This window comes from Streptomyces sp. NBC_00250 (genome assembly GCF_036192275.1).
In the GTDB taxonomy this organism is placed as follows: domain Bacteria; phylum Actinomycetota; class Actinomycetes; order Streptomycetales; family Streptomycetaceae; genus Streptomyces.
Genome location: NZ_CP108088.1, coordinates 5,379,369 through 5,403,518, shown reverse-complemented (window position 1 = coordinate 5,403,518; position 24,150 = coordinate 5,379,369). Strand labels below are relative to the sequence as shown.

Genomic DNA, 24,150 nt, shown 5'->3' with positions numbered 1-24,150 from the left:
CGCGCCCGGCCAATTCCGCCAGCAATCACTGGCACAGTCGGGACTGTAGAGCAGCTCCATACCGAGCGGTAGGGGTCGGGCGAGGGAAAGTTACCGGCGGTACAACATAGGCTGGCGTGCGTGGCAGAAGGATCAGGCGAAGGATCGGGACCCGGCACCGTGACACCCGAGGGCGCACGCGGGGGTCGGCGGTCGGGCGCGGGCGAGCCCGAAGGCGTACGCGAGGGCCGACGGTCCGCCACGGGCGAGCCCGAAGGCGTACGCGAGTACCGCATGGACGAGTTGGCGGCCGCCGCCGGAATCACCGTGCGCACCCTGCGCTTCTACCGCGAGCGCGGTCTGATCCCCCCGCCCCGCCGCGAGGGCCGGATCGCCTGGTACGACGAGCAGCACCTGGCCCGGCTGCGCACCATCGCCGCCCTCCTGGAGCGCGGCCACACCCTCAACGGCATCGCCGACCTCACCACCGCCTTCGAGAGCGGCCGCAACGTCCGCGAGGTCCTCGCCCTCGGCGCCCCCAGCGAGGAGGAGCCGGTCCGCCTCACACCGGAGGAGCTCGCCGACCACTTCGCGGGCGAGGTCACCCCGGAGAACCTCGCCGCCGCCCTCGACCTCGGCTACCTCGTCACCGACGGCGAGGAGATCATCCACATCAGCCGCCGTCTGCTCGACGTCTCCGCCGCCCTCGTCCGCGAGGGCGTCCCGCTCGCCGAGGTCCTCAAGGCCGGCGCCCGCGTCCGCGAGCACGCCGACGCCCTCGCCGAACTCTTCACCGACCTGCTGCGCACCCACGCGGCCGAGGACGACCTGTGGCGGCTGCGCCCGCTCGCGAAGAGCGTGGTGGAGGCCGAACTGTCGATGGCACTCGACCGCCGGCTGCACCGGGAAGGACCGGCGGAACCGGCCTCATGATCGCCTGACAGGTTCTTCGAAAGTTCTTCATCACTTCCCTCCTACGGTCGGGGTCCACCCCACCCACCGAGGAACGGGAGAACCGATGAGGACGAACCGGGTACTGCTGGCCGCGACGGCGTCGGTCCTCGCCTTCGCGCTGACCGGCTGCGGCGGCGACGAGGGCGGCGCGAACGTCCCGACCGCGAACGGTGGCGGTCCGTCCGCCCCGACACGGACCACGGGCGGCGGCGGTCCGACGGCCGGCAAGGACGTGATCGCGGCGTACGTCGAGGGCAAGCGCGCGTGGGTGACGTGCATACGCGAGAACGGGATCGAGCTCAACGACCCGGACGACAAGGGCCAGATCGACTTCGGTGGCGGCGACGCCGTACGGGGCATGAAGAAGAACCCGAAGTTCGTGGCGGCCACCAAGAAGTGCCGATCGGTCGACCCGCCCATGCCCGAGGGGTACGAAGAGGCGATCAACCCCCGGCCCAAGCTCACCCCGGAACAGATCGAGGCCGCACGCGACTACGCCGCCTGCATGCAGAAGAACGGCGCCCCCGACTACCCCGACCCCGGCCCCGACGGCCACGAGAAGAACGACGACTCGGGTACTCCCGCGTGGGACCAGAGCACGGCCGGGGCGAAGAACGCGATACGCGTCTGCGCGCCGATCAGCGGCAACGTGGTCCCGTCCGACGCTCCCCCCGCCCAGGGCTGACCGTGGCGGAGACGGTGACGCACGCCGACGACGCACCCGACGCGGACCTCACACCACCACCGCGACGCGGCCGGCGTACGGCGCTGATCGCGGCGGCCGTGGCCGTCGTCGCGGCGGTCGCCGTGAGCGGCGCGCTGGAGCTGGGCGGCGGCGGGAACGAGCGTCCGGGCGCACCGCCCCGGGCCGGCTCCGTCGTCCCGGTGACCCGGGCGACGCTGACCGAGCGCACCACGGTGGAGGGCCGGTGGGGATACGGCACCGAACTGCCGTTGCCGGTCAAGGCGACCGGAACCGTGACCTGGCTGCCCGAGCAGGGCGCGATCGTCGCGCGCGGCGAGGAACTGCTCAGGGTCGACGACCGTCCGGTGACCCTGATGTACGGAACCCTCCCGATGTACCGGCCCCTCGGGCTGACTCCCCCGGAGGACAGCGGGAACCCGGCCGATGACGGTTCGGGCGGCGAACAGGAGACGCCGGAGAAACCGGAGAGGAACAGGGACGGCACGTCTCCGAACCCTTCCGGGTCACCGGCGCCGCACGGCGCCGGAACGCGAAGGGACACCGGCTCCTCGCCGCTGCCTCGCGAGATGCGCGGCATGGACGTCATGCAGTTCGAGACCAACCTCGCCGCCCTGGGCTACACCGGTTTCACGGTGGACGAGAGGTTCACCACCAGCACCGCCCGTGCGGTCGAACGCTGGCAGAAGTCGCTCGGAATCGCCCCGACCGGCACGGTCGGCGTCGGGGACGTCATCTACTCGGCGGGAAGGGTACGGATCGGGCAGCCGGGCACCCGGCTCGGCTCGACGGTCGGGGAGAACACCCTCACGTACACCGGCACGGCCCGGAAGGTGACCGTCGACGCCTCCGCCCCGGACGCCTCCTGGGCCGTGCGCGGCGCGAAGGTCACGGTCGAGCTGCCCGACGGCACCCCCGTACCGGGAGAGGTGGCGTCGATCGGCAAGCAGGCGACCACCGCCGAGGGCGGCGGCGGAGGGGACGGCTCGGGGCGGCCCGCCACCGTCCCCGTGACCATCACCGTCGAGGACCAGAAATCCGTGGGACAGCTGGAGAGCGGCCCGGTCACGGTCGAGTACGTGGGCCGTGAGGTCAAGGACGTCCTGGCGGTCCCCGTGGCCGCGCTGGTGGCCCTCGCCGAGGGCGGGCACGGGCTGGAGACCGAGGCGGGCGAGTTCGTCGCCGTGAGGACGGGCCTCTTCGCCGACGGCGACGTGGAAGTGAGCGGCCCCGCGGTCCGCGAGGGCATGAGGGTGAGGATCCCCGAGTGAGCGGCGGCACAACGGCGGTCGTGGAGTTCGACGCGGTCTCCAGGACGTACCCCGGCGGCGTGGAGGCGGTCCGGGACGTGAGCCTGCGCATCGGACGCGGCGAACTGATCGCGATCGTCGGCCCGTCGGGCTCGGGCAAGTCGAGCATGCTCCACCTCATGGGCAGTCTCGACCGCCCCTCCGCCGGCCGGGTCCTGGTCGACGGCCACGACGTGGCGGCCCTGTCGGACCGGGAGGTCTCCGCCCTGCGGGCCACCCGGATCGGCTTCGTCTTCCAGCAGTTCCACCTCGCGGTGGGCGTCCCCGTGCTCGACTCGGTCGCGGACGGCCTGCTCTACGCGGGCGTGCCCCTACGCCGGCGACGGGCGAAGGCGGCGGCGGCGCTGGAGCGGGTCGGGCTCAGCCACCGCGTCCACCATCTGCCCCACCAGCTGTCCGGCGGCGAGCGCCAGCGCGTCGCCGTGGCCCGCGCGGTGGTCGGCGAACCGTCGGTGCTGCTGGCCGACGAGCCCACCGGAAACCTCGACTCGACATCGGGCGCGGCCGTCCTCGCCCTGCTGCGCGAGCTGAACGCCGCCGGCACGACCGTCGTCGTCATCACCCACGACCGGGAGATCGCCGCCGAGCTGCCGCGCCGCATCGAGATGCGCGACGGCCGGCTGGTCGCCGACACGGCACGCACCACGACGATCGGGGCGCCACGATGACGGACGGCACGACGAACTCCCCTCGGGCCGGACGGGGTTCGGACCCCGAGACGGTGCAGATCCGTGTGGTGACGACCGCGCACCCGGCCACGGCGACCGCGCCGCCTCGCCGGTCACGGCTCCGCGCCGCACGCCTCGGGCCCGCCGACGTCGTACGCCTCGGCGGGACGGGCCTGCGGACCCGCCCCCTGCGTGCCTTCCTCTCCGCTCTCGGCATCGCCATCGGCGTCGCCGCCATGATCGCGGTGGTCGGCATCTCCGGCTCCGGGCAGGCGGAGGTGGACCGGCGGCTCGACGCCCTCGGCACGAACCTGCTCCGGGTCGCCCCGGGCCAGACCGCCGACGGCGGCAAGGCCTCGCTCCCGCCGGAGTCCGTGGCGATGATCCGCCGCGTGCCCCCCGTGCGACAGGTCGCCGCCACCGGCGCCACCGGCGCCCACGTCTATCGCAACGAACACATCGCCGTCGGACGCACGAGCTCGCTCGCCGTCCTCGCGGCGGGCTCCGACCTGCTGCCGGCCGTCGGAGGCCACGTCCGCACGGGCCGCTGGCTGGACTCGACGACGGAGAAGTACCCGGCCGTCGTACTGGGAGCGACCGCCGCCCAGCGGCTCGACGTGTACACCCCGGGGACCCGGGTCTGGATCGGTGGACACTGGTTCTCCCTGATCGGCGTCCTCGACCCCGTGCCACTCGCACCGGAAGTCGACGGCGCCGCCCTGGTCGGCTGGCCGGTGGCCCGGTCCCAGCTGCGCTTCGACGGTCGTCCGTCGACGGTCTACGTCCGCGCCGAGGACAGCCGGATCGCCTCGGTGCGGGCCGTCCTGGCGGCCACGGCCTCCCCCGAGAAGCCGGGTGAGGTGGCGATCTCCCGTCCCTCCGACGCGCTCGCGGCCCGGGAGGCCACCGAGTCGACGCTCACCGGACTGCTCCTCGGGCTCGGCGGGGTCGCGCTCCTGGTCGGCGGGGTCGGCGTCGGCAACACCATGGTCATCTCGGTCCTCGAACGCCGCCCCGAGATCGGCCTGCGCCGGGCCCTCGGGGCGACGAAGGGCCAGATCCGGACCCAGTTCGTGACGGAGTCGCTGCTGCTCTCGCTGATCGGCGGCCTCGGCGGCACGGTCCTGGGGACGCTGATCACGGCGGCGTACGCGCTGAGCCGGGGGTGGCCGACGGTGGTCCCGGTCTGGGCGACGGCGGCGGGCGTGGCGTCCACGCTGGTGATCGGAATGATTGCGGGCCTCTATCCGGCGGTAAGGGCGAGCCGCCTGGCCCCGACGGTGGCCCTGGCGGGAACGTGATTCCGGAGGGAATTCACGCCCATCGAGGCAATGCGGGCCATGCCCCGACTCACCGAGGAAGTTCACTCCCCGGCAATTCAAGGGCCGTCGGTTCAGAGGCCGTCGATTCACGGGCCGTCGATTCACGGGCCGTCGATTCACGGGCCGGAAGCACCACCGTGAATACCGAGCCCACCCCCACCTCGGACGCCACCTCGACGGCCCCGTGGTGGTCCGCCACGATCTGCCGGGCGATCGACAGCCCGAGACCGCTGCCGCCGGTGGCCCTTCCACGGGCCGCGTCCGCCCGCCAGAACCGGTCGAAGAGGTGCGGCACATCGGCGGCCGGGATTCCGCTGCCGGTGTCCGCGACCGCGATCCGCACGCTCTCGCCCCGCTCGCTCAGCTCCAGCCGGACGCCGCCGCCGGGAGCCGTGTGCCGCACGGCGTTGCCGACGAGGTTGCCGAGGGCCTGGCGCAGCCGGTCCGGGTCCCCGTGCAGCCGTACGGTGCCGGGGCCCGCGCCGACCACGTCCAGGGTCACCCCGGCGGCCGCGGCACGCGCGCTGTGCGCGGTCCGGCAGGCCTCGACCAGCTCCCGGGCGTCCAGCGTCCTGCGGTGGTACGTGAGGGCGCCCGCCTCCGCGAGGGCCAGGTCCTGGAGGTCGTCCACGATCCGCTGCTGGAGCAGCACCTCCTCGTGGAGCGATTCGAGCAGCTCGGTGTCGGCGGCGAGGACGCCGTCGCGCAGCGCCTCCAGATAGCCGCGGAGGTTGGCGAGCGGGGTGCGCAGCTCGTGGGCGATGTCCCCGACGAGGCGGCGCTGCCGCTCCTCGCTGTCCTGCAGCGAGCCGGCCATCCGGTTGAACGACCGGCCGAGTTCGGCGATCTCGTCCCGGCCGGAGGCGGGCACCCGGCGCGCCAGATCGCCCTCGCCGAGTCCCCGGGAGGCGGCCGTGAGGGCGCGTACGGGACGGAGTACGGCCCGGCTGAGCAGCAGCGCGCAGGCGAGCGCGGCAGCGGCGACCCCGGCCGCGACGACGACGGTGGGGCCGACCGCGAGGGTCTGTCCGGCGTCGTCGACGGCGCCGAGGCGCACGGTGAGCGGCTGGGGGCCGACGGCGGCGGTCCGTTCGGTGAAGACGCGCTGGAGGCAGCTGTGCAGGGCGGCGGTCTGCCGGGAGCGGCAGACGGCGGTGGCGGCGTGGTTCTCCTGGGTGACGGCTGCCGAGGCGAACCCGGCCGGCGCGCAGGAGGCGGAGCCGCCGCCGCTCCCGGGGGTCTTCCCGCCGTCCCTGAAGATCGGCACCGCGTACTTGCCGCGCTCGACGGTGACCGTGTGCCCGGCGCGGGTGAGGCAGGCGGCGTACGTCACGCCCGCCGAGTAGTCGTGGATCATGGAGCCCGTCACCTTGCGCAGGGAGCCGGGGGCGAAGGTCTCGGGCAGGTCGAGGGTCGGCCGGGGGTCGACGAGCAGCGGGGGTGCGGTGCCGCCGGGGCGCGGGTCCCGGCCGGTGAGCGGGTCGGAGTCGGCGATCTGGCCCTGGCTGCCGGTGCTGATCCGGATGCGCTGCCCGGTCTCCTCGGCGAGGTCGCGGACGGTGCCGGCGACGCCCTCCCAGGTGCCGCGGGTCGCCCCGTAGGCGCGCAGTGTCTCGGTGATCCGGGTGATGGACTGCCGGTCGGCGGCGGCGGACTCGCGGAGCTGGCCGGTGACCTGGCGCAGGGTCAGCCAGGCGGTGGCGGAGGTGGCGGCGACGGCGACGAGCAGCACGATCCCGAACACCCGCAGCCGAAAGCTCACGACTCCGGCCCCGCGTCGGCCGGGAGCCCCTCCGCCGTCCCCTCCGAGGGTCTCTCCGGGTGGCTCTCCGAGAGGCGGTACCCGCGCCCGTACACGGTCTCCAGGTGGCGGGGTCGGGCCGGGTCGGGCTCCAGTTTCAGCCGCAGGTTGCGGACGTGGGCGTCGACGGTGCGTTCCAGGACGTCGCTGTCGAAGCCGAAGACGCGCTCGATGATCTGCGCGCGGCTGAAGACTCGGCCCGGTTCGCGGGCGAGGACTTCGAGGAGGGAGAACTCCTTGGAGGTGAGGGCGACCGGGCGGCCGGCGACCCGGACCTCGAAGCGGGCGGTGTCGAGTTCGACCTCGCCCACCCGCAGCAGCTCGTCCCGGGCGGCCGCGCCGCTCGCCCGGGACCGGCGCAGGAGGGCGCGGACCCGGGCGGTCAGCTCGCGGGGGCTGTACGGCTTGGTGAGGTAGTCGTCGGCGCCGAGGTCGAGGCCGAGGAGCATGTCCTCCTCGGTGCTGCGCGCGGTGAGCAGCAGGATCGGCACGTCGGATCCCTCGGAGCGCAGGATGCGGCACACGTCGAGGCCGTCGACGAAGGGCAGCATCACATCGAGGACGACGAGATCCGGGCGTACGGAACGGATCCGGTCCAATGCGGAGCGCCCGTCGGCGACCACCTGGACGGTATTTCCTTCCCGCTCCAGATAGATGCGTATGAGACGTGACTGCTTTTCGTCGTCCTCGGCGATCAGAATGCGCGCGCTCAACAATTCCCCCCACCCGGTCCCGTGGTACGGCAGCACGGTACCGCGCGGGAAAGGAGCGGCGGAAAGGAACTACATCTCGTAGACGGCGGTCACGGGTGCGTGGTCGCTCCACCGCTCGGCGTGGGTCGCGGCCCGCTCGACGTAGGCCTTGACGGCCTTGGCGGCGAGTCCGGGGGTGGCGATCTGGTAGTCGATGCGCCAGCCGCTGTCGTTGTCGAAGGCGCGCCCGCGGTAGGACCACCAGGAGTAGGGCCCTTCCTGCTCGGGATGAAGCGCCCGCACGACGTCGACGTACCCGCCGTCTCCCTCGTCGAGCACCTGCCCCAGCCACTCCCGCTCCTCGGGCAGGAAGCCGGCGTTCTTCTTGTTGGCCTTCCAGTTCTTGAGGTCGGCCTCGTGGTGGGCGATGTTCCAGTCGCCGCAGACGACGACCTCGCGCCCGTCGGCGGCGGACCGCTCCCGGAGCTCCTTCAGATACGGCAGGAACTCCCCCATGAACCGGTACTTCTCGTCCTGGCGCTCGGTGCCGACCTCGCCGGAGGGCAGGTAGAGGCTGGCGACGGTCACGCCGGGCAGGTCGGCCTCGACGTACCGGCCGCTGTCGTCGAACTCGCTCGACCCGAAGCCCACGCGCACCCGGTCGGGCTCGCGCCGCGTGTAGAGGGAGACCCCGGCGCGCCCCTTGGCGGCGGCGGGCGCGTGGACGGTGAACCAGCCCTCGGGCGCCCGCACCTCCTCGGGCAGCTGCGCCTCCTCGGCGCGCACCTCCTGGAGGCAGACGGCGTCGGCGGAGGTACCGCCGAGCCACTCGACGAACCCCTTCTTGGCGGCTGCACGAAGACCATTGACATTCACGGACGTCACAGTGAGCATCCCGGGAGAATACCGACACCCAGGCACCGCATACATGTACGATACTCCGCATGAACATCCAGCCCACGCCCTATGACCACCCCGACGCCGTCAAACTCAACGACGCGGTCCAGGCGGAGTACGCCGTCCGCTACGACGACGAGGGCGATGTCACACCGCTGGACGCCGGAATGTTCGTCCCTCCCCGCGGCCTCTACCTCCTCGCGTACGACCCTGAGGGCAACCCGGTCGCCACGGGCGGCTGGCGCACCCAGGACAAGAACGCCGAGGGCTACGAGAACGGCGACGCCGAACTCAAGCGCATGTACGTGATCCCCGACGCCCGCGGCCTCGGCCTGGCCCGCCGCATCCTGGGCGCCCTGGAATCCGACGCCCGCGAGGCCGGCCGCACCCGCATGGTCCTGGAAACGGGCACCGCCCAACCGGAGGCGATAGCCCTCTACACGTCGAGCGGCTACGAACCCTGCGCCAAGTTCGGCCACTACCGCGACTACCCCAACAGCCGCTGCTTCGCGAAGCCGCTGATCTGAGAAGGTCCGGGTCCCGGCAGACCGGGACCCCACCCGACCCCGGAAAAGCGGAAATCCCGCCCGATCTTGCGATCGGACGGGATTTCCGGTGTCTGTGGACCTGTGGGGATTTGAACCCCAGACCCCCTCGATGCGAACGAGGTGCGCTACCAGACTGCGCCACAGGCCCTTGCGACGTGTGAAACATTAGCATCCCGACCGGCTCAGGCAAAAATCCATTCCCTCGCAGGTCAGCCGGGGGCCGTCGCGGGCCCCCGGCGGGTCATTCGTTGGCCGCCCGGGGGCGGTCGTCGTCCGCGTACTGGTCGAAGAGCGGGGTGCGGCCGTGGTCGCGGTTGCGGCGGGGCTGGGCGGTGCGCTGGCGGGGGGCCGGGGACGGGGCGGGGGTCGGGTCGGCCGCCGTGGAGGAGCGGGCCGCGCTCCAGGTCTCCGGGTCCGTGATGTCGATGCCGCTCGTGGCGCGCGGGGCGACCGGGGCGGTGACGTACGTCGGGAGCGGGACCGGGACCGGGTCCCAGCTGTCGCCGCGGGCCGGGCCGCGGTCGCGCTGCTGGTCCACCCACTCCGCGTGGTCGGTCTGCTCGACCAGGGCGCGCCGGTCCGCCTCCTGCGGGGAGGGAGCCGAGGCGGAGTCGGGCTGCGGTTCGGGCGTCGGCGCGGGGCGCCGGCTCTCGCGCAGCCGGGCCGCCGCCGCTTCGGCGCGCCGCCGGTCCATCACGTAGACGAAGCGGCGGCGTTCCTGGACCCGCAGATGCACGATGTACGCGCTGAGGAGCAGTGCGGGCACGGCCGGCGCCCACAGGAAGGCGACCCCGCCGACGGCCGCGACGACCGCGCCGAGGGTGAAGCCGGCGAAGAGGAGCGTCGTGGTGCGGCGGCGCCGCGCGAGGACCTTGCCCCGGCGGGCGCGCTCGGCGGCGGCGCCCGTGGCCGCGCGGACCTGGGCGGGATGCGGCGCCTTCTCCCGTTCGGGTTCCGGGAGTTCCAGGCGCGCTTCCGTTCTGGCCGCGGGCGCGGAGAACGCCCGGACGTCGACCGAGCTCAAATGCTCGGTTTCCGCGTCCGGGTCCACGTCGGGCGTCGGACCCTCCGCCGTACGGTCCCGCTCCTTGAGCTCCTTGGCGTACCGGCGCTCCATGCCCGCCCGTCCGGAAAGCAGCCGGATGGCGGTGCTGAAGCGTTCCGTCGGACGGGCTTCGTTCAGCTCGTCCTGCCTGCGGAGCCACATCGGCACCAAGTAGGCGGCCCAGGCCCCGACGATGACTGCGTAGATGAGGCCGCTGCTGCTCACGCCTCACACGGTAGAGGGGTTCGCGGGACGGCATCGGCCAATTGGCCCGGTGTGTCGCACGATCTGGCTGATATCACTGAACTTTTTTGTGATTGTTCCGATCGATTGACTGCCAACTACCGATTGAATTCGAACACTTATTTTATTCTTGCCTGGTGCCAGCGGCGCAGCAGCCCCTCCGGCACCTCCTCCGCCGTCAGTGCGAAGACCAGATGGTCCCGCCACGCGCCGTCGATGTGGAGGTACCGGGGCCGCAGCCCCTCCTCACGGAATCCCAGTTTCTCCACGACCCGGCGAGAAGGCCCGTTCTCCGGGCGGATGCAGACCTCCATCCGGTGCAGCCCCACCGCGCGGAAGCAGTGGTCGACGGCGAGCGCGACCGCCGTCGGCATCACTCCGCGCCCGGCCACCTCGCTGTCCACCCAGTAGCCCACGTGCCCCGAGCACATCGAGCCCCAGGTGATCCCGGCGACCGTCAACTGGCCGACGAGCCGCCCCCGGTACTCGATCACGAACGGCAGCATCCGGCCCGCGTTCGCCTCCGACCGCAGATGACGGACCATCTGACGGTACGTCGGCCGATGCGCCACCGGCCCGCCCGGGGGCGGCGGCGGAACCGTCGCCTCCCAGGGCCGCAGCCACTCCCGGTTGCGCCGGTTCACCTCGCGCCAGGCCGCGTGGTCACGCATCTTTATCGGACGGAGCACCACCTCACCGTCCACGAGCACCACGGGCCAGGTCGGGATCACGACGGTCTCGGGTGGTCGCCGCCGCGGATCTGGTCGACGGCGTGCCGCAGGACCGGCTCCAGGACGGCCAGCCCGTCCCGTACCCCGCCGGGCGACCCCGGCAGGTTCACGATCAGCGTGCCGCCCGCGACGCCCGCGAGGCCCCGCGAGAGCGCCGCCGTCGGCACCTTCTCCCGGCCGTACGCCCGGATCGCCTCCGGGATGCCCGGGATCTCCCGCTCCAGGACCCGGCGGGTCACCTCGGGCGTCTCGTCGGTGGGCGAGATGCCCGTACCGCCGGTGGTCACGATCGCGTCGTACCCGGCGGCGACCCCGGCCCGCAGCACCGCCTCGACCGGCGCCCCGTCCGGAACGACCTGCGGGCCGTCCACGGCGAAGCCCATCCGGGTCAGGCCCTCGACGATCAGCGGACCGCCCTTGTCCTCGTACACCCCGGCCGCCGCCCGGTTTGAGGCGGTGACGACGAGTGCGGAGTAGGGGGCGACGAGCGCGCCGCCGATGTCGTCGCCGAGCGCCGCCGGGGGCGGCTCCTCGTGCTCGTGGACGCCCGACACCCGGCCCCCGCGCGTCACGACTCGCTCCGCGTCCAGTGACCCGACTTTCCGCCCGTCTTCTCCTCCACCCGCACGTCGGAGATGACCGCGCCCTTGTCGACCGCCTTCACCATGTCGACCACCGTCAGGGCCGCCACGGAGACCGCCGTCAGGGCCTCCATCTCGACGCCCGTGCGGTCCGTGGTCTTCACCGTCGCCAGGATCTCGACCGCGTCGTCGGTGACCGCCAGGTCCAGGGTCACGCCCGAGACCGCGAGCGGGTGGCAGAGCGGGATGAGGTCCGGGGTCTTCTTGGCGCCCATGATCCCGGCGATCCGGGCGGTGGCGAGCGCGTCGCCCTTCGGGACGCCCTCGCCGCGCAGCAGCTCGATCACGCGCGGCGAGACGAGCACCCGCCCGCTGGCGCGCGCCGTGCGGGACGTGACGTCCTTCGCCGATACGTCGACCATGCGGGCCGCGCCCGCCTCGTCGATGTGGGTGAGACCTTGCTGCGTGCTCATCGCCGTGACACTCCCGGTCGCTGTGTGGGACGACACCGTACCCCCACCCTCGCCCCCTCAGCCGAGGAGGACCACTTCCAGGACGGCGCCCGGCTCCACGCTCTCCGTCTCCTCCGGGACCACGAGCAGGCAGTCCGCGTGCGCGAGGGCCGCGATCAGATGGGAGCCCGCACCGCCCACCGGAGTGACGGTGCCCGCCTCCGGGTCGTACGTCCCCCGGAGGAACTGCCTCCGCCCGGCCGGCGAGGACAGCGCCTTGTCGGCGACCAGCTCGGCCCGCACCCGGGGCCGATGCAGATCCTCGACGCCCATCAGAGACCGGATCGCGGGCCGGACGAACAGCTCGAAGGAGACGTACGAGGAGACCGGGTTGCCCGGCAGGGCGAGCAGCGGGATCTGCTCGGCGCCGATCGCGCCGAAGCCCTGCGGCTTGCCCGGCTGCATGGCCAGCTTGCGGAAGTCGACCTGCCCGTCGGCGGTCAGCGCCTCCTTCACCACGTCGTACGCGCCGACGCTCACCCCGCCCGTGGTCACGATCAGATCGGCCCGGATGAGCTGGTCCTCGATGGTGGCGCGCAGCGACTCCGCGTCGTCGGCGACGGCCCCCACCCGGTACGCGAGGGCGCCCGCGTCCCGCGCGGCCGCGGCCAGCGCGAAGCTGTTCGAGTCGTGGATCTGGCCCTCGCCCAGCGGTTCGCCGGGCTGCACCAGCTCGCTGCCGGTGGACATGACGACCACCCGGGGGCGGGGCCGCACCCGGACGGTGCCGCGGCCGATCGCGGCGAGCAGCCCGATCTGCGGCGGTCCGAGGACGGTGCCCGCCGCCAGGGCCAGCTCCCCGGCCCGGACGTCGCTGCCCCGCTCGCGGACGTGCGCGCCGGCCTCGGCGGCGCGGTGCACCCGGACCTCGCCGGCCGCTCCCTCGGGGGCGGCGCTCGCGGCGGTCATGCCGGTGGCCGCGCCGCCGCCCGTACCGCCGTCGGTCCACTCGACGGGGACGACGGCCTCGGCGCCGGGCGGCAGCGGGGCGCCGGTCATGATCCGGGCGGCCTGGCCGGGGCCGACCTCGGGCAGGCCGCCGGCGCCCGCCGCGACATCGCCGATGACGGTGAGGACGGCGGGGAACTCCTCGGTGGCACCGGCGACATCGGCGATCCGGACCGCGTACCCGTCCATGGAGCTGTTGTCGAAGGGGGGCAGCGCGACCGGCACCGTCACGTCCTCGACGAGGACACAGCCCTGCGCGTCGAGGAGTTGCAGCTCGATGGGGTCGAGCGGGCCGACCGTCGCGAGGATGTCGGCCAGGTGCTCGTCCACCGTCCACAGCCCGCGCGCGGGACCCGCGCAGGGGTCGACCGCGCCCGCCTCGTCACCATGGCCGTGATCACCGTGATCACCGTGATCATGGTCGCCGTGCACGTGGTCCCCGTGTCCCTGGTCGCCGTGATCCTGGTGGCCGTGATCCTGGTCGTCGTGGGACGGCGACGGTGCCGCGCTGCTGCTCAAGGTGCTACATCTCCTCGCTGACGTATCTCCGGAGCCAGGCCCGGAAGTCCGGTCCCAGATCTTCACGTTCGCACGCGAGTCTGACAATGGCACGCAGATAGTCACCGCGGTCACCGGTGTCATAGCGGCGCCCCTTGAACACGACGCCGTGCACCGGGCCACCGATCTTCTCGTCCGAGGCGAGCTTCTGCAGGGCGTCGGTGAGCTGGATCTCCCCACCGCGGCCCGGCTCGGTCTCCCGCAGCGTCTCGAAGACGGCCGGATCCAGCACATAACGGCCGATGATCGCGTAGTTGCTGGGCGCCTCGTCCGCGTCCGGCTTCTCGACCAGGTCCGTCACCTTCACGACGTCCGAGTCGACGGTCGCCTCGACCGCCGCGCAGCCGTAGAGGTGGATCTGCGAGGGCTCGACCTCCATGAGGGCGATCACGCTGCCGCCCTCCCGCTCCTGGACCTCCACCATCCGCGCGAGCAACGGGTCGCGCGGATCGATCAGGTCGTCGCCGAGGAGCACCGCGAAGGGCTGGTCGCCGACGTGCGGGGCGGCGCAGAGCACGGCGTGGCCGAGGCCGCGCGGGGCTCCCTGGCGCACGTAGTGCATGGTGGCGAGGTCACTGGACTCCTGGACCTTGGAGAGGCGTTCCGCGTCGCCCTTCCGGCTCAGGGCCTCCTCCAGCTCGTAGTTCCGGTCGAAGTGGTCCTCCAGGGGACGCTTGTTCCGGCCGGTGATCATCAGGACGTCGGAGAGGCCGGCCGCGACGGCCTCCTCGACGACGTACTGGATGGCCGGCTTGTCGACGACCGGCAGCATCTCCTTCGGCGTCGCCTTGGTCGCCGGGAGGAAGCGGGTGCCGAGGCCGGCGGCCGGGATGACAGCCTTGCTGATCCGGCCCAGCCTGGGGAGCGAGTGATTCATGCCGAGCACTTTAGTCGTTCGGAATGAGAGAAAGATGTGGCTCCGATTAACTTCCTCCACATAAAGACAGTTACGAGAGTTTAGTGAATTCGCATGGGGCCGACATGACACCTGAGATGTCCGAAAAGACCGTGCTGCGCAGCCGACTTCTGGCCGCCCGCGCCGCGCTGAGCACCGATTCCCTGGCCCGCACGGCCGAATCCCTCGCCCGTCGGGGACTGGAACTGGCCGAACTCGCGGAGGCGTCCACGGTCGCCGCCTATGTGTCCGTGGGCCGCGAGCCGGGCACGCGCGCGTTGCTCGACGCGCTCCACGCGCGCGGGGTGCGGGTCCTGCTCCCCGTCCTGCTCCCCGACAACGACCTGGACTGGGCGGCGTACGAGGGTCCGGAGGGGCTCGCGAAGGCCGGCCGGGGCCTGCTCGAACCGGTCGGGCCCCGGCTCGGACCGGAGGCCGTGTGCGCCGCCGACGCCGTCCTGCTGCCGGGCCTCGCGGTCGACGGGCGCGGGATGCGGCTGGGGCGGGGCGGCGGCTCGTACGACCGGGTGCTCGCCCGGCTCACGCGCGCGGGGGCGGATCCCGCGCTCGTGGTGCTCCTGTACGCGGACGAGGTGGTCGCCCGGGTCCCGGAGGAACCGCACGACCACCCCGTGCACGCGGTGGTGACCCCGGAGGGGGTCACCCGTTTCCGGCCCTGATCAGGGCTTCAGCCTCAGCGTGTCCTTCGTCGCCGCGTCGACGGCCGCCTTGCCGTAGGCCCAGTCGTACAGGTCGCCCTTCGCCCACGCATCCGTCTGGTCGGTGTAGTGGGAGTTGAAGGCGTGGCCGGAGGCTCCGGTGAGGTTGATCCACCGGGACTTGTCCCAGTCGCCGACGTTGACGACCATGCGCATCGACGGCACCCAGATGACCTCGTAGCCGCCGGCCGCGTTCCAGCCGGTGGCGTCGACGGCCGCCTCGCCGCCGCCCAGGTTCCACGGGCCGCGGTTGAGGAGCTGCTGCACGACGCCGGGACCGGCGGTGCCGAGGGTCTGGTTCTTCAGGGTCAGCTGGTGCAGCCGACCCCAGCTCCAGGTGGAGACGTCCTTGCCGAGCTTGGCGGTCAGCTCCCAGCGCGCGTCCTTCATGGCGCGGGCGAGCAGCTGGTCACGGGTCTCGGTGGCCTGGTCGGTGCGGTTGCCGGGGGTGACCCACCACTCGCTCTTCTCCTGCTTGAGGAGCGGGCGGACCACCTCGTACCAGCGGTCGCCGCCGTCCGGCTGCGCCGAGTCGGGGTCGCGCTGGCCGCATTCCCGTACGAGCTTGTTCTGCTCGTCGACCGGGCCGGTGGCGTCGGCCGGGCGCACGTTGATGCATTCGCCCTCGACGCGGAGCTCCTTGGGCAGCTTGTCGCCGAAGGACAGCTTGAGGACGTTGCGCCAGACCGCGTTGAAGTAGGCGGCGGCGGCCGAGTCCGGCTCCTGGGTGTAGTCCCAGCCTTCGAGCAGTTTCTGCGCCTCGCGGACGTACGGGTCCGAGATGTCGATCTTCAGCAGCAGCGGGTTCAGCAGGGTCGCGATCTCGCTGCGGTTGTCCGTCTGCATGGTGCGCATGTCGTCCGGCGAGATCTTTCCGCCGTCCTTGATCTTCGACTCGATGAGGTCGTTGATCCGCTGGCTGCGCGAGCCGTATCCCCAGTCCTTGGTGAGCAGGTCGGGGTATGCCTTGGAGTCGATCACGGCCTGGTTGGCGGTGACGATGTAGCCGCGCTTCGGGTTGTACTCGTACGGCAGCCGGTCGAAGGGGATGTAGCCCTTCCACCGGTACGAGGAGTCCCAGCCGGGCGCCGGGAGGGTGCCGTCCCCCTTGCTGCGCTGCGGGATCTTGCCCGGGGACTGGTAGCCGATGTTGCCCTGGGTGTCGGCGTAGATCAGGTTCTGGGACGGGACCTCGAAGTTCTCGGCCGCGGCCCGGAAGGTGGTGAAGTCCTTGGCGCGGTCGAGGGCGAAGATCGCGTCCATCGACTTGCCGGGCTGGAGCGCCGTCCACTGGAGGGAGACGCCGTAGCCGGCGCCGCGGTCGGGGGCGGCGTTGCCGACGGGGGCCTTCTGGCCGACCTTCTCCAGCTCGGAGGAGCGGTCGGAGACGAGCGGGCCGCGGTCGGTGGCGCGGATGGTGATCGTCCGGTCCTCGCCGCCGGCGACCTTGATGATCTCGTCGCGGACCGTGAAGGGCTTGACCTTGCCGTCGACGAGGTAGCCGTCGGGGCCGATCTTCTCCAGGTAGAGGTCGGTGACGTCGGCGCCGAGGTTGGTGAGACCCCAGGCGATCTTGTCGTTGTGTCCGATGATCACACCGGGCATGCCGGAGAAGGTGTAGCCGGAGACGTCGTAGCGGCAGGTCGCCGAGACCGAGCGGCAGTGCAGGCCCATCTGGTACCAGAGGGACGGCAGCTGCGGCGCGAGGTGCGGGTCGTTGGCCAGCAGCGGCTTGCCGGAGGTCGTGTAGTCGCCGGAGACGACCCAGGAGTTCGAGCCGATGCCGTTGCCGTTGGGGCCGAGGAGGGCGGGGACGCCGTCCAGGACCTCGGAGAGCGCGCCGAGCTGGGACTCGATGCCCTGCGAGGAACCCGAGGAGCCGGAGGAACCGGAGGCCGGGGTCTCGCCGGTGGTCAGACCGTCACCGTCGCCGGGCTTCGTCTTCGGGTCGAACTTCCCGGTGGACTCGTCGACCGCACCCCGGTCGACGATCGGCTGGTGGAGCGCGTACGGGTACTCCGGGTACAGCGTCTTGATCTGGCTCGCGCTCAGCCGGCTCGTCATCAGCGAGCGGTCGATCTCGTCCTGCATGTTGCCGCGCAGGTCCCAGGCCATCGCCTTGAGCCAGGCCACCGAGTCGACCGGGGTCCAGGGCTCGATCGCGTAGTCGTTGGTGAAGGCCAGGGCCGCGTACTCGACGGAGATGTCGGCGGGGTCCCGGTCCTTCAGATAGGCGTTGACGCCCTCCGCGTACGCCTGGAGGTACTTCTTCGTCTCCGGCGTCAGGACCTTGTCGTACTCCTGCTGCGCGACCCGGCGCCAGCCGAGCGTGCGCAGGAAGGTGTCCGTCTCGACCTGGCTCTCGCCGAACATCTCGGAGAGCCGGCCCGCGGTCACGTGCCGCCGGACGTCCATCTCGTAGAAGCGGTCCTGCGCCTGGACGTAGCCCTGGGCGCGGAAGAGGTCCGTCTCGTTGTCCGCGTAGATCTGCGGGACGCCGTTGGCGTCGCGCTTGACCTCGACCTCACCGGAGAGGCTGTCGAGCCGGATCTCGCCCGTGGTCTGCGGGAACGAGGCCCGGACGGTGCTCACACCCCAGAACCCGCCGTATCCGACACCCGCGACCAGGGCGAGGACCAGGACGAGGAGGATCAGGCGGGCGCGCCGCCCTTTCTTCTTGGCGGGAGGCGCGGTCGTGTTGGAGGGCATCGCTGTCCTTCGAGGGGCAGGGTGGTCCTGGAGTACGGGAGCAACCTTAGGCGCAGCGTCCGGACGGCCCGGACGCGGTGTCAGGAAGACAACCGTGAGGAGAACCGTACTGGTGAGCGAGGTGCGCAAAGAGGGCGTCAAGAAAACGTTAAAGATTAGGTAAGGTAACGAAGTGTCGGCCGCTGGAGGAACGATCCAGCTGCCTGTGACGGCTGCCGGAAGAACGATCCGGCTGCACGTGAGGGGAAGGAACGGCCACTGACTGTCCACGAGCTCAACGAACTCCTGCTCATCAGCTCCCTCGTGCTGCTGATCGCGGTCGCGGCCGTCCGGATCTCGTCCCGGAGCGGGCTCCCCAGCCTGCTGCTCTACCTCGGCATCGGCGTCGCCATCGGCCAGGACGGCATCGGCAACGTCGCCTTCGACAACGCGGAACTGACGCAGGTCATCGGCTACGCCGCCCTCGTCGTGATCCTCGCCGAGGGTGGCCTCGGCACGAAGTGGAAGGAGATCAAGCCGGCGCTGCCCGCCGCGGTCGTCCTCTCCACCGTCGGCGTCGCGGTGAGCGTGGGCATCACCGCCGCCGCCGCCCACTACCTCGTCGGTCTCGACTGGCGACAGGCCCTGATCATCGGTGCCGTCGTCTCCTCCACCGATGCCGCCGCGGTCTTCTCCGTGCTGCGCAAGGTGCCCCTGCCCTCACGGGTCACCGGTGTCCTGGAGGCCGAGTCCGGCTTCAACGACGCCCCCGTCGTCATCCTCGTCGTCGCCTTCTCCACCGCCGGACCGGTCGACGACTGGTACGTCCTCGTCGCCACGATCGCCCTCGAACTGGCCATCGGCGTCGCCGTCGGTCTCGCCGTCGGCTTCCTCGGCGCCTACGGACTGCGACACGTCGCCCTGCCCGCCTCCGGCCTCTACCCGATCGCCGTCATGGCCATCGCCGTCGTCGCGTACGCCGCCGGTGCCATGGCCCACGGCTCCGGCTTCCTCGCCGTCTACCTGGCGTCGATGGTCCTCGGCAACGCCAAGCTGCCGCACGCGCCCGCGAACCGCGGCTTCGCCGAGGGACTCGGCTGGATCGCGCAGATCGGCATGTTCGTCCTGCTCGGCCTGCTCGTCACCCCGCACGAGCTGGTCCACGACTTCTGGCCCGCGGTCGTCATCGGCCTGGTCCTGACCGTGGTCGCACGGCCCATGGAAGTGCTGGTCAGCCTGCTGCCCTTCCGCATCCCCTGGCAGGAACAGGCCCTGATGTCCTGGGCCGGCCTGCGCGGAGCCGTCCCCATCATCCTCGCCACCATCCCGATGGTGTCCGACATCGACGGCAGCGAGCGGATCTTCAACATCGTCTTCGTGCTCGTCGTCGTCTACACCCTCGTCCAGGGGCCGACCCTGCCCTGGCTGGCGAAGGCCCTCAAGCTCGGCGACTCCGGAGAGGCCGCCGACCTCGGCGTCGAGTCGGCACCCCTGGAACGGCTGCGCGGCCACCTCCTCTCCGTCGCCATCCCGGAGCACTCCCGGATGCACGGCGTCGAGGTCGCCGAGCTGCGGCTCCCCGCCGGAGCGGCCGTCACCCTCGTCGTACGGGAGGAGACGAGCTTCGTACCGGGGCCCGCCACCGTCCTGCGGCGCGGCGACGAACTCCTCGTCGTCGCCACCGACCCGGTACGGGACGCCACCGAGCGGCGACTGCGCGCGGTCGGCCAGGGCGGCAAGCTCGCCGGCTGGCTGGGGACCGGGGGCGCCACGGCGGCCTCGACCCCGACGGACACGTCCCTGCGCTTCCATCGGCAGGGCGAGCATCACAAGCGAACATCCGGTTAATCCGAGGCATTAATTCAAGGGCAGGAGCGTTTTCCCAGGCAGGAAGACGATCCTCCCTGTAGCATGAAGGCACACCTGATCGAACCAACTCTGCCTGACGCAGAGCTGGCGCGACCGTATGGCGGCCGTGGCGCCCCTCCGCAGTGGGGCCGGCCCGGTATCTACCGCAGTAACGCGCATGAGGACAGCTCTCGGCGACACCCGCACCACAGTGCCGGGGGCGCGCTACCAGGCGGCAGAAAGGCCAGGACCGTGGCGTCCACGGTCATCTCGGACAAGCGGCCCGGCTACGGGCAGCTCCTGCGCACACCCGGTGCGTTGTCCTTCCTGCTTCCCGGCTTCGCCGCCCGGCAGCCCTTCGCGATGCTGACCATCGGCATCGTCCTGCTCGTCCAGCACACCACCGGCTCCTTCGGCAGCGCCGGCGCGGTCGCCGCCGTCACCGGCGTCTCGATGGCGCTGTTCGCTCCGCAGAGCGGCAAGCTCGCCGACCGCTTCGGTCAGCGCGCCGTGCTGATCCCCGGTGTCCTCGTCCACACCGCGTCCGTCTCCCTGCTCGTGGTGCTCGCCCTGAGCGGCGCCCCGCTGTGGGCGCTGTTCCTGGCCGCCGTGCCCGCCGGCGCCTCCGTGCCCCAGGTCGGCCCGATGGTCCGGGCCCGCTGGGCCGCCAAGCTCGACGGCACCCCGCTGATGCCGACGGCCGCGGCCTTCGAGTCCGTGACGGACGAGTTCACCTTCGTCGTCGGTCCCGTCCTCGCGACCGCCCTGTGCACCGGCGTCCACCCGGCCGCCGGCCTGATCGCCGAAGCCGCGCTCACGCTCTTCGGCGGACTCTTCTTCGCCGCCCAGCGCGCCACCCAGCCCGCGTTCGGCATCGCCGCGGCCGGCTCCGGCGAACCGCGCCGCTCGGCCCTCTCCATCCCCGGCGTCCGGGTCCTCGTCGTCGCCTTCCTCGGCATCGGCTCCGTCTTCGGCGGCATGCAGGTCTCCCTCACCGCCTTCACCGAGGAGATCGGCAACCCCGGCGCCAACGGTCTGCTGTACGGGATCTTCGCCGCCGGCAACATGCTCGCGGGCATCGCCATGGGCACCGTCGCCTGGAAGGTCGGCCCCCGCCGCCGACTGATCCTCGGCTACGCCGGCCTCACCGTCGCCGCGTCCCTGCTGTGGACCACGCACTCGGTGCTGCTCCTCGGCGCCCTGGGCCTGGTCGTGGGCCTGTGCATCGCCCCCGCCCTGATCACCGGCTACACCATCGTCGAGACCCTGATCCCGGCGTCCTCCCGCACCGAGGCCTTCACCTGGCTCACCGGCGCCGTCGCGCTCGGCCAGGCCGCGGCCGTCACGGTCGCCGGCCGCCTCGCCGACGCCCACGGCGCGAGCACCGGATTCCTGGTGCCGATGGTGGGCACGGCGCTCGCCCTGGCCACGCTCCTCGCCCTGCGTTCGCGCCTCAAGCCGCGCGAGACGAGCCGGGTCGCGGCGCGTGGTATCGGTCACCGCGTGCCGGTGGCGGTGGACTGAACCCGCGGAATACGTCAGTATGGATTGTCGTTAGCACTCGATGAGTGTGAGTGCCAGGAGGAAGACAAGTGCCGACCTACCAGTACCAGTGCACCGAGTGCGGCGAAGGCCTCGAGGCGGTGCAGAAGTTCACCGATGACGCGCTGACCGAGTGCCCCCAGTGCGAGGGCCGCCTGAAGAAGGTGTTCTCGGCCGTCGGCATCGTCTTCAAGGGATCCGGCTTCTACCGGAACGACAGCCGCGGCTCGTCGTCCAGCAGCTCGCCGGCCGCGTCGAAGTCCTCGACCCCGTCGTCTTCGTCGACGTCGTCCTCGACGTCGGACGCGAAGCCGGCCGCGTCGACCTCGTCCGCCTCCGCCTCCTCGACGTCCTCGTCGAGCACCGGAAGCTCGGCCGCCTGACGCCTGCCGCCCGACACGCAATGCCTGACGTCCGGCGCCTGTTTCAGGACAACGTCCGTACGTTCTTCACCGAGGGCCCCGTCGTTCACGACGGGGCCCTCGGTGTTTCCCCGCACCGCGCATAGGGTGATCGTCATGGCGACCCATGATGCGTACGCGGACATCGGCGTGATCGGCGGCTCCGGCTTCTACTCCTTCCTTGAGGACGTCACGGAGGTGTCCGTCGACACCCCGTACGGCAGCCCCAGCGACTCCCTCTTCCTCGGCGAGATCGCCGGCCGGCAGGTCGCCTTCCTCCCCCGGCACGGCCGCGGCCACAGCGTCCCGCCGCACCGCATCAACTACCGCGCCAACCTCTGGGCCCTGCGCTCCGTGGGCGTACGGCAGATCCTCGGACCCTGCGCGGTCGGCGGACTCCGCGAGGAGTACGGGCCGGGCACGCTCGTCGTCCCCGACCAGCTCGTCGACCGTACGAAGGCCAGGGCGCAGACGTACTTCGACGGGGAGCGACGGGCCGACGGAGCCGTCCCCCGCGTCGTCCACGTCACCTTCGCCGACCCCTACTGCCCGGACGGGCGGCGGGTCGCGGTCAAGGCCGCCCGGGGGCGCGGCTGGGAGCCGGTCGACGGCGGAACGATGGTCGTGGTCGAGGGGCCCCGCTTCTCCACCCGGGCCGAGTCCCGGTGGCACGCGGCGGCCGGCTGGTCGGTGGTCGGCATGACCGGCCACCCCGAGGCCGTCCTCGCCCGTGAGCTGGGCCTCTGCTACACCTCGCTGGCACTCGTCACCGACCTGGACGCCGGCGCCGAGACCGGCGAGGGCGTCTCCCACACCGAGGTGCTGCGGGTGTTCGGCGAGAACGTGGGACGGCTGCGCGAGGTGCTGTTCGACGCGGTGGGCGCGCTGCCGGCGACGGTGGACCGGGACTGCCTGTGCACGCACGCGCACGACGGATGGAACCTGGGGATCGAACTGCCGTGAACCCCCCGGGAGGGTGAGGGAGTTGTCCACAGACGGCGGGTGATCCCCAGGCCGGAGCGGGGAATCGGCGCGGCCCGGAGAGTGGGAGCCGATCCCACTCCCGACCAGGACGGCGGTACCCGCGATGACGCGTCTCTTCCCTTCCCCCGCGCCTTCCCTTTCCCCTGCTCCTCCCTCCGCCCTTCCCCCGTCCCCCGTCCCGGCGCCGTGCGTGGTGCCACCCTTCGAGCCCCTACGGGTACGGGGCACCCGGCACCGGCTGCGCAGGGCGCTGCGACGGGGACGGCTCGTACCGGCGGTGCTTCTGGCCCTGGTGGCGGCGGCCCTCGCCGTCGCGAGCGGCAGCCCGCCACCACCAGCGCCGTCGCCGGGTGCCCCGACCGCCACCGTCGCCGCTCGCGCGCGGCCGTCCGTCGCCGTCCGGCTGGTGTCCGCTCCGGTACGGATCGCCGACGCCGCGACCGTACGACTGCTGCGTCCCGGTGACCGGGTCGATGTGATCGCCGCGCCCAACTCGCCGCTCGGCGGGGAGGGTGAGGCCCGGGTGGTCGCCAGGGGCGCCCGAGTGGCCGAAGTTCCGCACCCGGGTGAGACTCGATCGGACGGAGGGGCGCTCGTCGTCCTGTCCGTGCCGCGGTCGACGGCGGCGGCGCTGGCGGGTGCCGGTGTCACGTCCCAACTGACGGTGACGCTGTGCTGATTCGCACTGACTCCCTGTCAAGTCACCGGTCCGTGTGTACGGATTGGACTGCTCTGCGCCGTTCGCGGCCTAATGGCACGGCACACAGCGACACAAGCGACGAAAGGCACCTTGGTGGCCGAGAAGAAGGAAAGTTTGCTGGGAGGCTTCAAGGCCTTCCTGATGCGCGGCAACGTGATCGACCTGGCCGTGGCCGTCGTCATCGGTGCCGCGTTCACCAACATCGTGAACTCGGTGGTCAAGGGCATCATCAACCCGGTCGTCGGCGCCTTCGGCACGAAGGACCTGGAGAGCTACTCGTCCTGCATCAAGGACTCGTGCGTGGTCGTCAACGGGGAGGTGCAGGGCATCCAGATCCAGTGGGGCCTGGTCCTCAGTGCGGTCCTGAGCTTCCTGATCACCGCGGGCGTCGTCTACTTCCTGATGGTCCTGCCGATGGCGAAGATCCTCGCGAAGCGTGCGGCGCACGAGAAGGCGAAGGAAGGCGTCGCGGAGACCATGGAGATCAGCGAGCTGGAGGTCCTCAAGGAGATCCGCGACCACCTCGTCGCCCAGCGCGGCCCCTCCACGGGAACGGGCACGGGTACCGGTGCGGGCGCGGGCGGCGGTTCGGGGACGCACCCCACCTCCTGACCGGCGCCTCATGCCGGTGTCAGAGGTGGTGCGGCGGCTTCTCGTCGAGGAAGCGCGCGAGGTCGGCGGCGCTGTCGCCGCCGGCCGGAGGCCGCTCGCCCCATCCACGGTCCGTGTCGTCCGCGGACTGCTGGTCCAGCGGATCGTCGAAGACGAGTGCCGGCTTCGGACTGTTCTCGGGGCTGGGATGGACGCCGGGCCGCTTCGCGTCTCGCGGTCCGTGGGCGGGGGCGGTACTCATACCTCAAGGGTACGCCCGCTCCCCCACC

The 24,150-nt window shown here is 71.9% G+C and carries 24 protein-coding genes and 1 tRNA gene; 13 read left to right on the top strand and 12 right to left on the bottom strand.

The genetic code is table 11. The annotated features are described in order from the left end of the window. Positions 1-273: 273 nt before the first annotated feature. From OG259_RS24570 to OG259_RS24550, 5 genes are all read left to right on the top strand, one after another. Positions 274-912, top strand: coding sequence for a MerR family transcriptional regulator (locus tag OG259_RS24570; protein WP_328947166.1), 639 nt, complete (start codon positions 274-276; stop codon positions 910-912). An 85-nt stretch (positions 913-997) separates the two neighbouring features. Next, positions 998-1,618, top strand: coding sequence for a hypothetical protein (locus OG259_RS24565; RefSeq protein ID WP_328944227.1), 621 nt, complete (start codon positions 998-1,000; stop codon positions 1,616-1,618). A 2-nt stretch (positions 1,619-1,620) separates the two neighbouring features. Next, the gene (locus OG259_RS24560; RefSeq protein ID WP_328944226.1) at positions 1,621-2,907 is read left to right on the top strand and encodes a peptidoglycan-binding domain-containing protein; all 1,287 of its coding nucleotides are present in this window, start codon (positions 1,621-1,623) and stop codon (positions 2,905-2,907) included. After that, positions 2,904-3,614 (top strand): ABC transporter ATP-binding protein, encoded by a 711-nt coding sequence (locus tag OG259_RS24555; protein ID WP_328944225.1) that lies wholly within the window; start codon positions 2,904-2,906, stop codon positions 3,612-3,614. The genes OG259_RS24560 and OG259_RS24555 overlap by 4 nt, the downstream gene beginning before the upstream one ends. Beyond that, on the top strand, positions 3,611-4,915 hold the full coding sequence (locus tag OG259_RS24550; protein ID WP_328944224.1) for an ABC transporter permease: 1,305 nt from the start codon (positions 3,611-3,613) through the stop codon (positions 4,913-4,915). The genes OG259_RS24555 and OG259_RS24550 overlap by 4 nt, the downstream gene beginning before the upstream one ends. 49 nt (positions 4,916-4,964) lie before the next feature. Here the strand turns inward: OG259_RS24550 and OG259_RS24545 are convergent, their stop codons facing one another. The 3 genes from OG259_RS24545 to OG259_RS24535 form a co-directional block, all read right to left on the bottom strand. Next, a complete protein-coding gene (locus tag OG259_RS24545) occupies positions 4,965-6,698 on the bottom strand; it encodes a sensor histidine kinase (RefSeq protein WP_328944223.1) in 1,734 nt (577 codons plus the stop codon). Continuing rightward, entirely contained in the window at positions 6,695-7,450 is a 756-nt protein-coding gene (locus tag OG259_RS24540; protein WP_328944222.1) for a response regulator transcription factor, read from the bottom strand. Before OG259_RS24540 ends, OG259_RS24545 begins: the two co-directional genes overlap by 4 nt. A gap of 69 nt (positions 7,451-7,519) precedes the next feature. Then, a complete protein-coding gene (locus tag OG259_RS24535) occupies positions 7,520-8,323 on the bottom strand; it encodes an exodeoxyribonuclease III (protein ID WP_328944221.1) in 804 nt (267 codons plus the stop codon). Between the two features lie 50 nt (positions 8,324-8,373). Between OG259_RS24535 and OG259_RS24530 the strand changes: the two genes are divergently transcribed. Further along, positions 8,374-8,853 carry a GNAT family N-acetyltransferase gene (locus OG259_RS24530; protein ID WP_328944220.1) on the top strand — a complete coding sequence of 160 codons (480 nt, stop codon included), beginning with the start codon at positions 8,374-8,376 and terminating at the stop codon, positions 8,851-8,853. Between the two features lie 95 nt (positions 8,854-8,948). Here the strand turns inward: OG259_RS24530 and OG259_RS24525 are convergent. The 7 genes from OG259_RS24525 to galU all read right to left on the bottom strand — a co-directional run bounded on the left by OG259_RS24525 (position 8,949) and on the right by galU (position 14,369). Then, positions 8,949-9,022, bottom strand: a tRNA-Ala gene (locus OG259_RS24525). Positions 9,023-9,115: 93 nt separating this feature from the next. Further along, complete coding sequence (gene sepX / locus OG259_RS24520) at positions 9,116-10,144, bottom strand: divisome protein SepX/GlpR (RefSeq protein ID WP_328944219.1); 1,029 nt, start codon at positions 10,142-10,144, stop codon at positions 9,116-9,118. Between the two features lie 137 nt (positions 10,145-10,281). Continuing rightward, positions 10,282-10,893 carry a GNAT family N-acetyltransferase gene (locus tag OG259_RS24515; protein WP_328944218.1) on the bottom strand — a complete coding sequence of 204 codons (612 nt, stop codon included), beginning with the start codon at positions 10,891-10,893 and terminating at the stop codon, positions 10,282-10,284. After that, positions 10,890-11,465, bottom strand: coding sequence for a MogA/MoaB family molybdenum cofactor biosynthesis protein (locus OG259_RS24510; protein ID WP_443052007.1), 576 nt, complete (start codon positions 11,463-11,465; stop codon positions 10,890-10,892). Before OG259_RS24510 ends, OG259_RS24515 begins: the two co-directional genes overlap by 4 nt. Beyond that, the gene (moaC, locus tag OG259_RS24505) at positions 11,462-11,947 is read right to left on the bottom strand and encodes a cyclic pyranopterin monophosphate synthase MoaC (protein ID WP_055600182.1); all 486 of its coding nucleotides are present in this window, start codon (positions 11,945-11,947) and stop codon (positions 11,462-11,464) included. Before moaC ends, OG259_RS24510 begins: the two co-directional genes overlap by 4 nt. Before the next feature lie 57 nt (positions 11,948-12,004). Continuing rightward, entirely contained in the window at positions 12,005-13,273 is a 1,269-nt protein-coding gene (gene glp / locus OG259_RS24500) for a molybdotransferase-like divisome protein Glp (protein ID WP_328947164.1), read from the bottom strand. Between the two features lie 184 nt (positions 13,274-13,457). Further along, entirely contained in the window at positions 13,458-14,369 is a 912-nt protein-coding gene (galU, locus tag OG259_RS24495) for a UTP--glucose-1-phosphate uridylyltransferase GalU (RefSeq protein ID WP_266892873.1), read from the bottom strand. A 104-nt stretch (positions 14,370-14,473) separates the two neighbouring features. On the opposite strand from galU, the gene OG259_RS24490 reads away from it, so the two are divergent. Then, positions 14,474-15,067, top strand: coding sequence for a 5-formyltetrahydrofolate cyclo-ligase (locus tag OG259_RS24490; protein ID WP_266892875.1), 594 nt, complete (start codon positions 14,474-14,476; stop codon positions 15,065-15,067). Here the strand turns inward: OG259_RS24490 and OG259_RS24485 are convergent, their stop codons facing one another. Continuing rightward, a complete protein-coding gene (locus OG259_RS24485; protein ID WP_328944217.1) occupies positions 15,068-17,815 on the bottom strand; it encodes a penicillin acylase family protein in 2,748 nt (915 codons plus the stop codon). Positions 17,816-18,118: 303 nt separating this feature from the next. Between OG259_RS24485 and OG259_RS24480 the strand changes: the two genes are divergently transcribed. From OG259_RS24480 to mscL, 6 genes are all read left to right on the top strand, one after another. After that, positions 18,119-19,642, top strand: coding sequence for a potassium/proton antiporter (locus OG259_RS24480; protein WP_328944216.1), 1,524 nt, complete (start codon positions 18,119-18,121; stop codon positions 19,640-19,642). Between the two features lie 252 nt (positions 19,643-19,894). After that, positions 19,895-21,166: an MFS transporter gene (locus tag OG259_RS24475; RefSeq protein ID WP_328944215.1), complete on the top strand. Its 1,272-nt coding sequence runs from the start codon at positions 19,895-19,897 to the stop codon at positions 21,164-21,166. Positions 21,167-21,234: 68 nt separating this feature from the next. Continuing rightward, positions 21,235-21,567: an FmdB family zinc ribbon protein gene (locus OG259_RS24470; RefSeq protein ID WP_328944214.1), complete on the top strand. Its 333-nt coding sequence runs from the start codon at positions 21,235-21,237 to the stop codon at positions 21,565-21,567. Positions 21,568-21,702: 135 nt separating this feature from the next. Next, positions 21,703-22,548, top strand: a complete 846-nt coding sequence (locus tag OG259_RS24465; RefSeq protein ID WP_328944213.1) for an S-methyl-5'-thioadenosine phosphorylase — start codon at positions 21,703-21,705, stop codon at positions 22,546-22,548. Between the two features lie 124 nt (positions 22,549-22,672). Further along, positions 22,673-23,248 (top strand): hypothetical protein, encoded by a 576-nt coding sequence (locus OG259_RS24460; protein WP_443052006.1) that lies wholly within the window; start codon positions 22,673-22,675, stop codon positions 23,246-23,248. A gap of 114 nt (positions 23,249-23,362) precedes the next feature. Then, entirely contained in the window at positions 23,363-23,881 is a 519-nt protein-coding gene (gene mscL, locus OG259_RS24455) for a large conductance mechanosensitive channel protein MscL (protein WP_328944211.1), read from the top strand. Positions 23,882-23,900: 19 nt separating this feature from the next. Here mscL and OG259_RS24450 read toward each other — a convergent pair whose 3' ends face one another. Beyond that, positions 23,901-24,122: a hypothetical protein gene (locus OG259_RS24450; protein WP_266966588.1), complete on the bottom strand. Its 222-nt coding sequence runs from the start codon at positions 24,120-24,122 to the stop codon at positions 23,901-23,903. Between the last annotated feature and the right edge of the window lie 28 nt (positions 24,123-24,150).

Bases quoted from the DNA above. Each gene is read 5' to 3' on its own strand.
- OG259_RS24570 (WP_328947166.1), top strand. From the start codon at position 274: ATGGACGAGTTGGCGGCCGCCGCCGGAATCACCGTGCGCACCCTGCGC.
- OG259_RS24565 (WP_328944227.1), top strand. From the start codon at position 998: ATGAGGACGAACCGGGTACTGCTGGCCGCGACGGCGTCGGTCCTCGCC.
- OG259_RS24550 (WP_328944224.1), top strand. From the start codon at position 3,611: ATGACGGACGGCACGACGAACTCCCCTCGGGCCGGACGGGGTTCGGAC.
- OG259_RS24535 (WP_328944221.1), bottom strand. From the start codon at position 8,323: ATGCTCACTGTGACGTCCGTGAATGTCAATGGTCTTCGTGCAGCCGCC.
- OG259_RS24530 (WP_328944220.1), top strand. From the start codon at position 8,374: ATGAACATCCAGCCCACGCCCTATGACCACCCCGACGCCGTCAAACTC.
- moaC (WP_055600182.1), bottom strand. From the start codon at position 11,947: ATGAGCACGCAGCAAGGTCTCACCCACATCGACGAGGCGGGCGCGGCC.
- galU (WP_266892873.1), bottom strand. From the start codon at position 14,369: ATGAATCACTCGCTCCCCAGGCTGGGCCGGATCAGCAAGGCTGTCATC.
- OG259_RS24490 (WP_266892875.1), top strand. From the start codon at position 14,474: ATGACACCTGAGATGTCCGAAAAGACCGTGCTGCGCAGCCGACTTCTG.
- OG259_RS24485 (WP_328944217.1), bottom strand. From the start codon at position 17,815: ATGCCCTCCAACACGACCGCGCCTCCCGCCAAGAAGAAAGGGCGGCGC.
- OG259_RS24465 (WP_328944213.1), top strand. From the start codon at position 21,703: ATGGCGACCCATGATGCGTACGCGGACATCGGCGTGATCGGCGGCTCC.
- OG259_RS24460 (WP_443052006.1), top strand. From the start codon at position 22,673: ATGACGCGTCTCTTCCCTTCCCCCGCGCCTTCCCTTTCCCCTGCTCCT.
- OG259_RS24450 (WP_266966588.1), bottom strand. From the start codon at position 24,122: ATGAGTACCGCCCCCGCCCACGGACCGCGAGACGCGAAGCGGCCCGGC.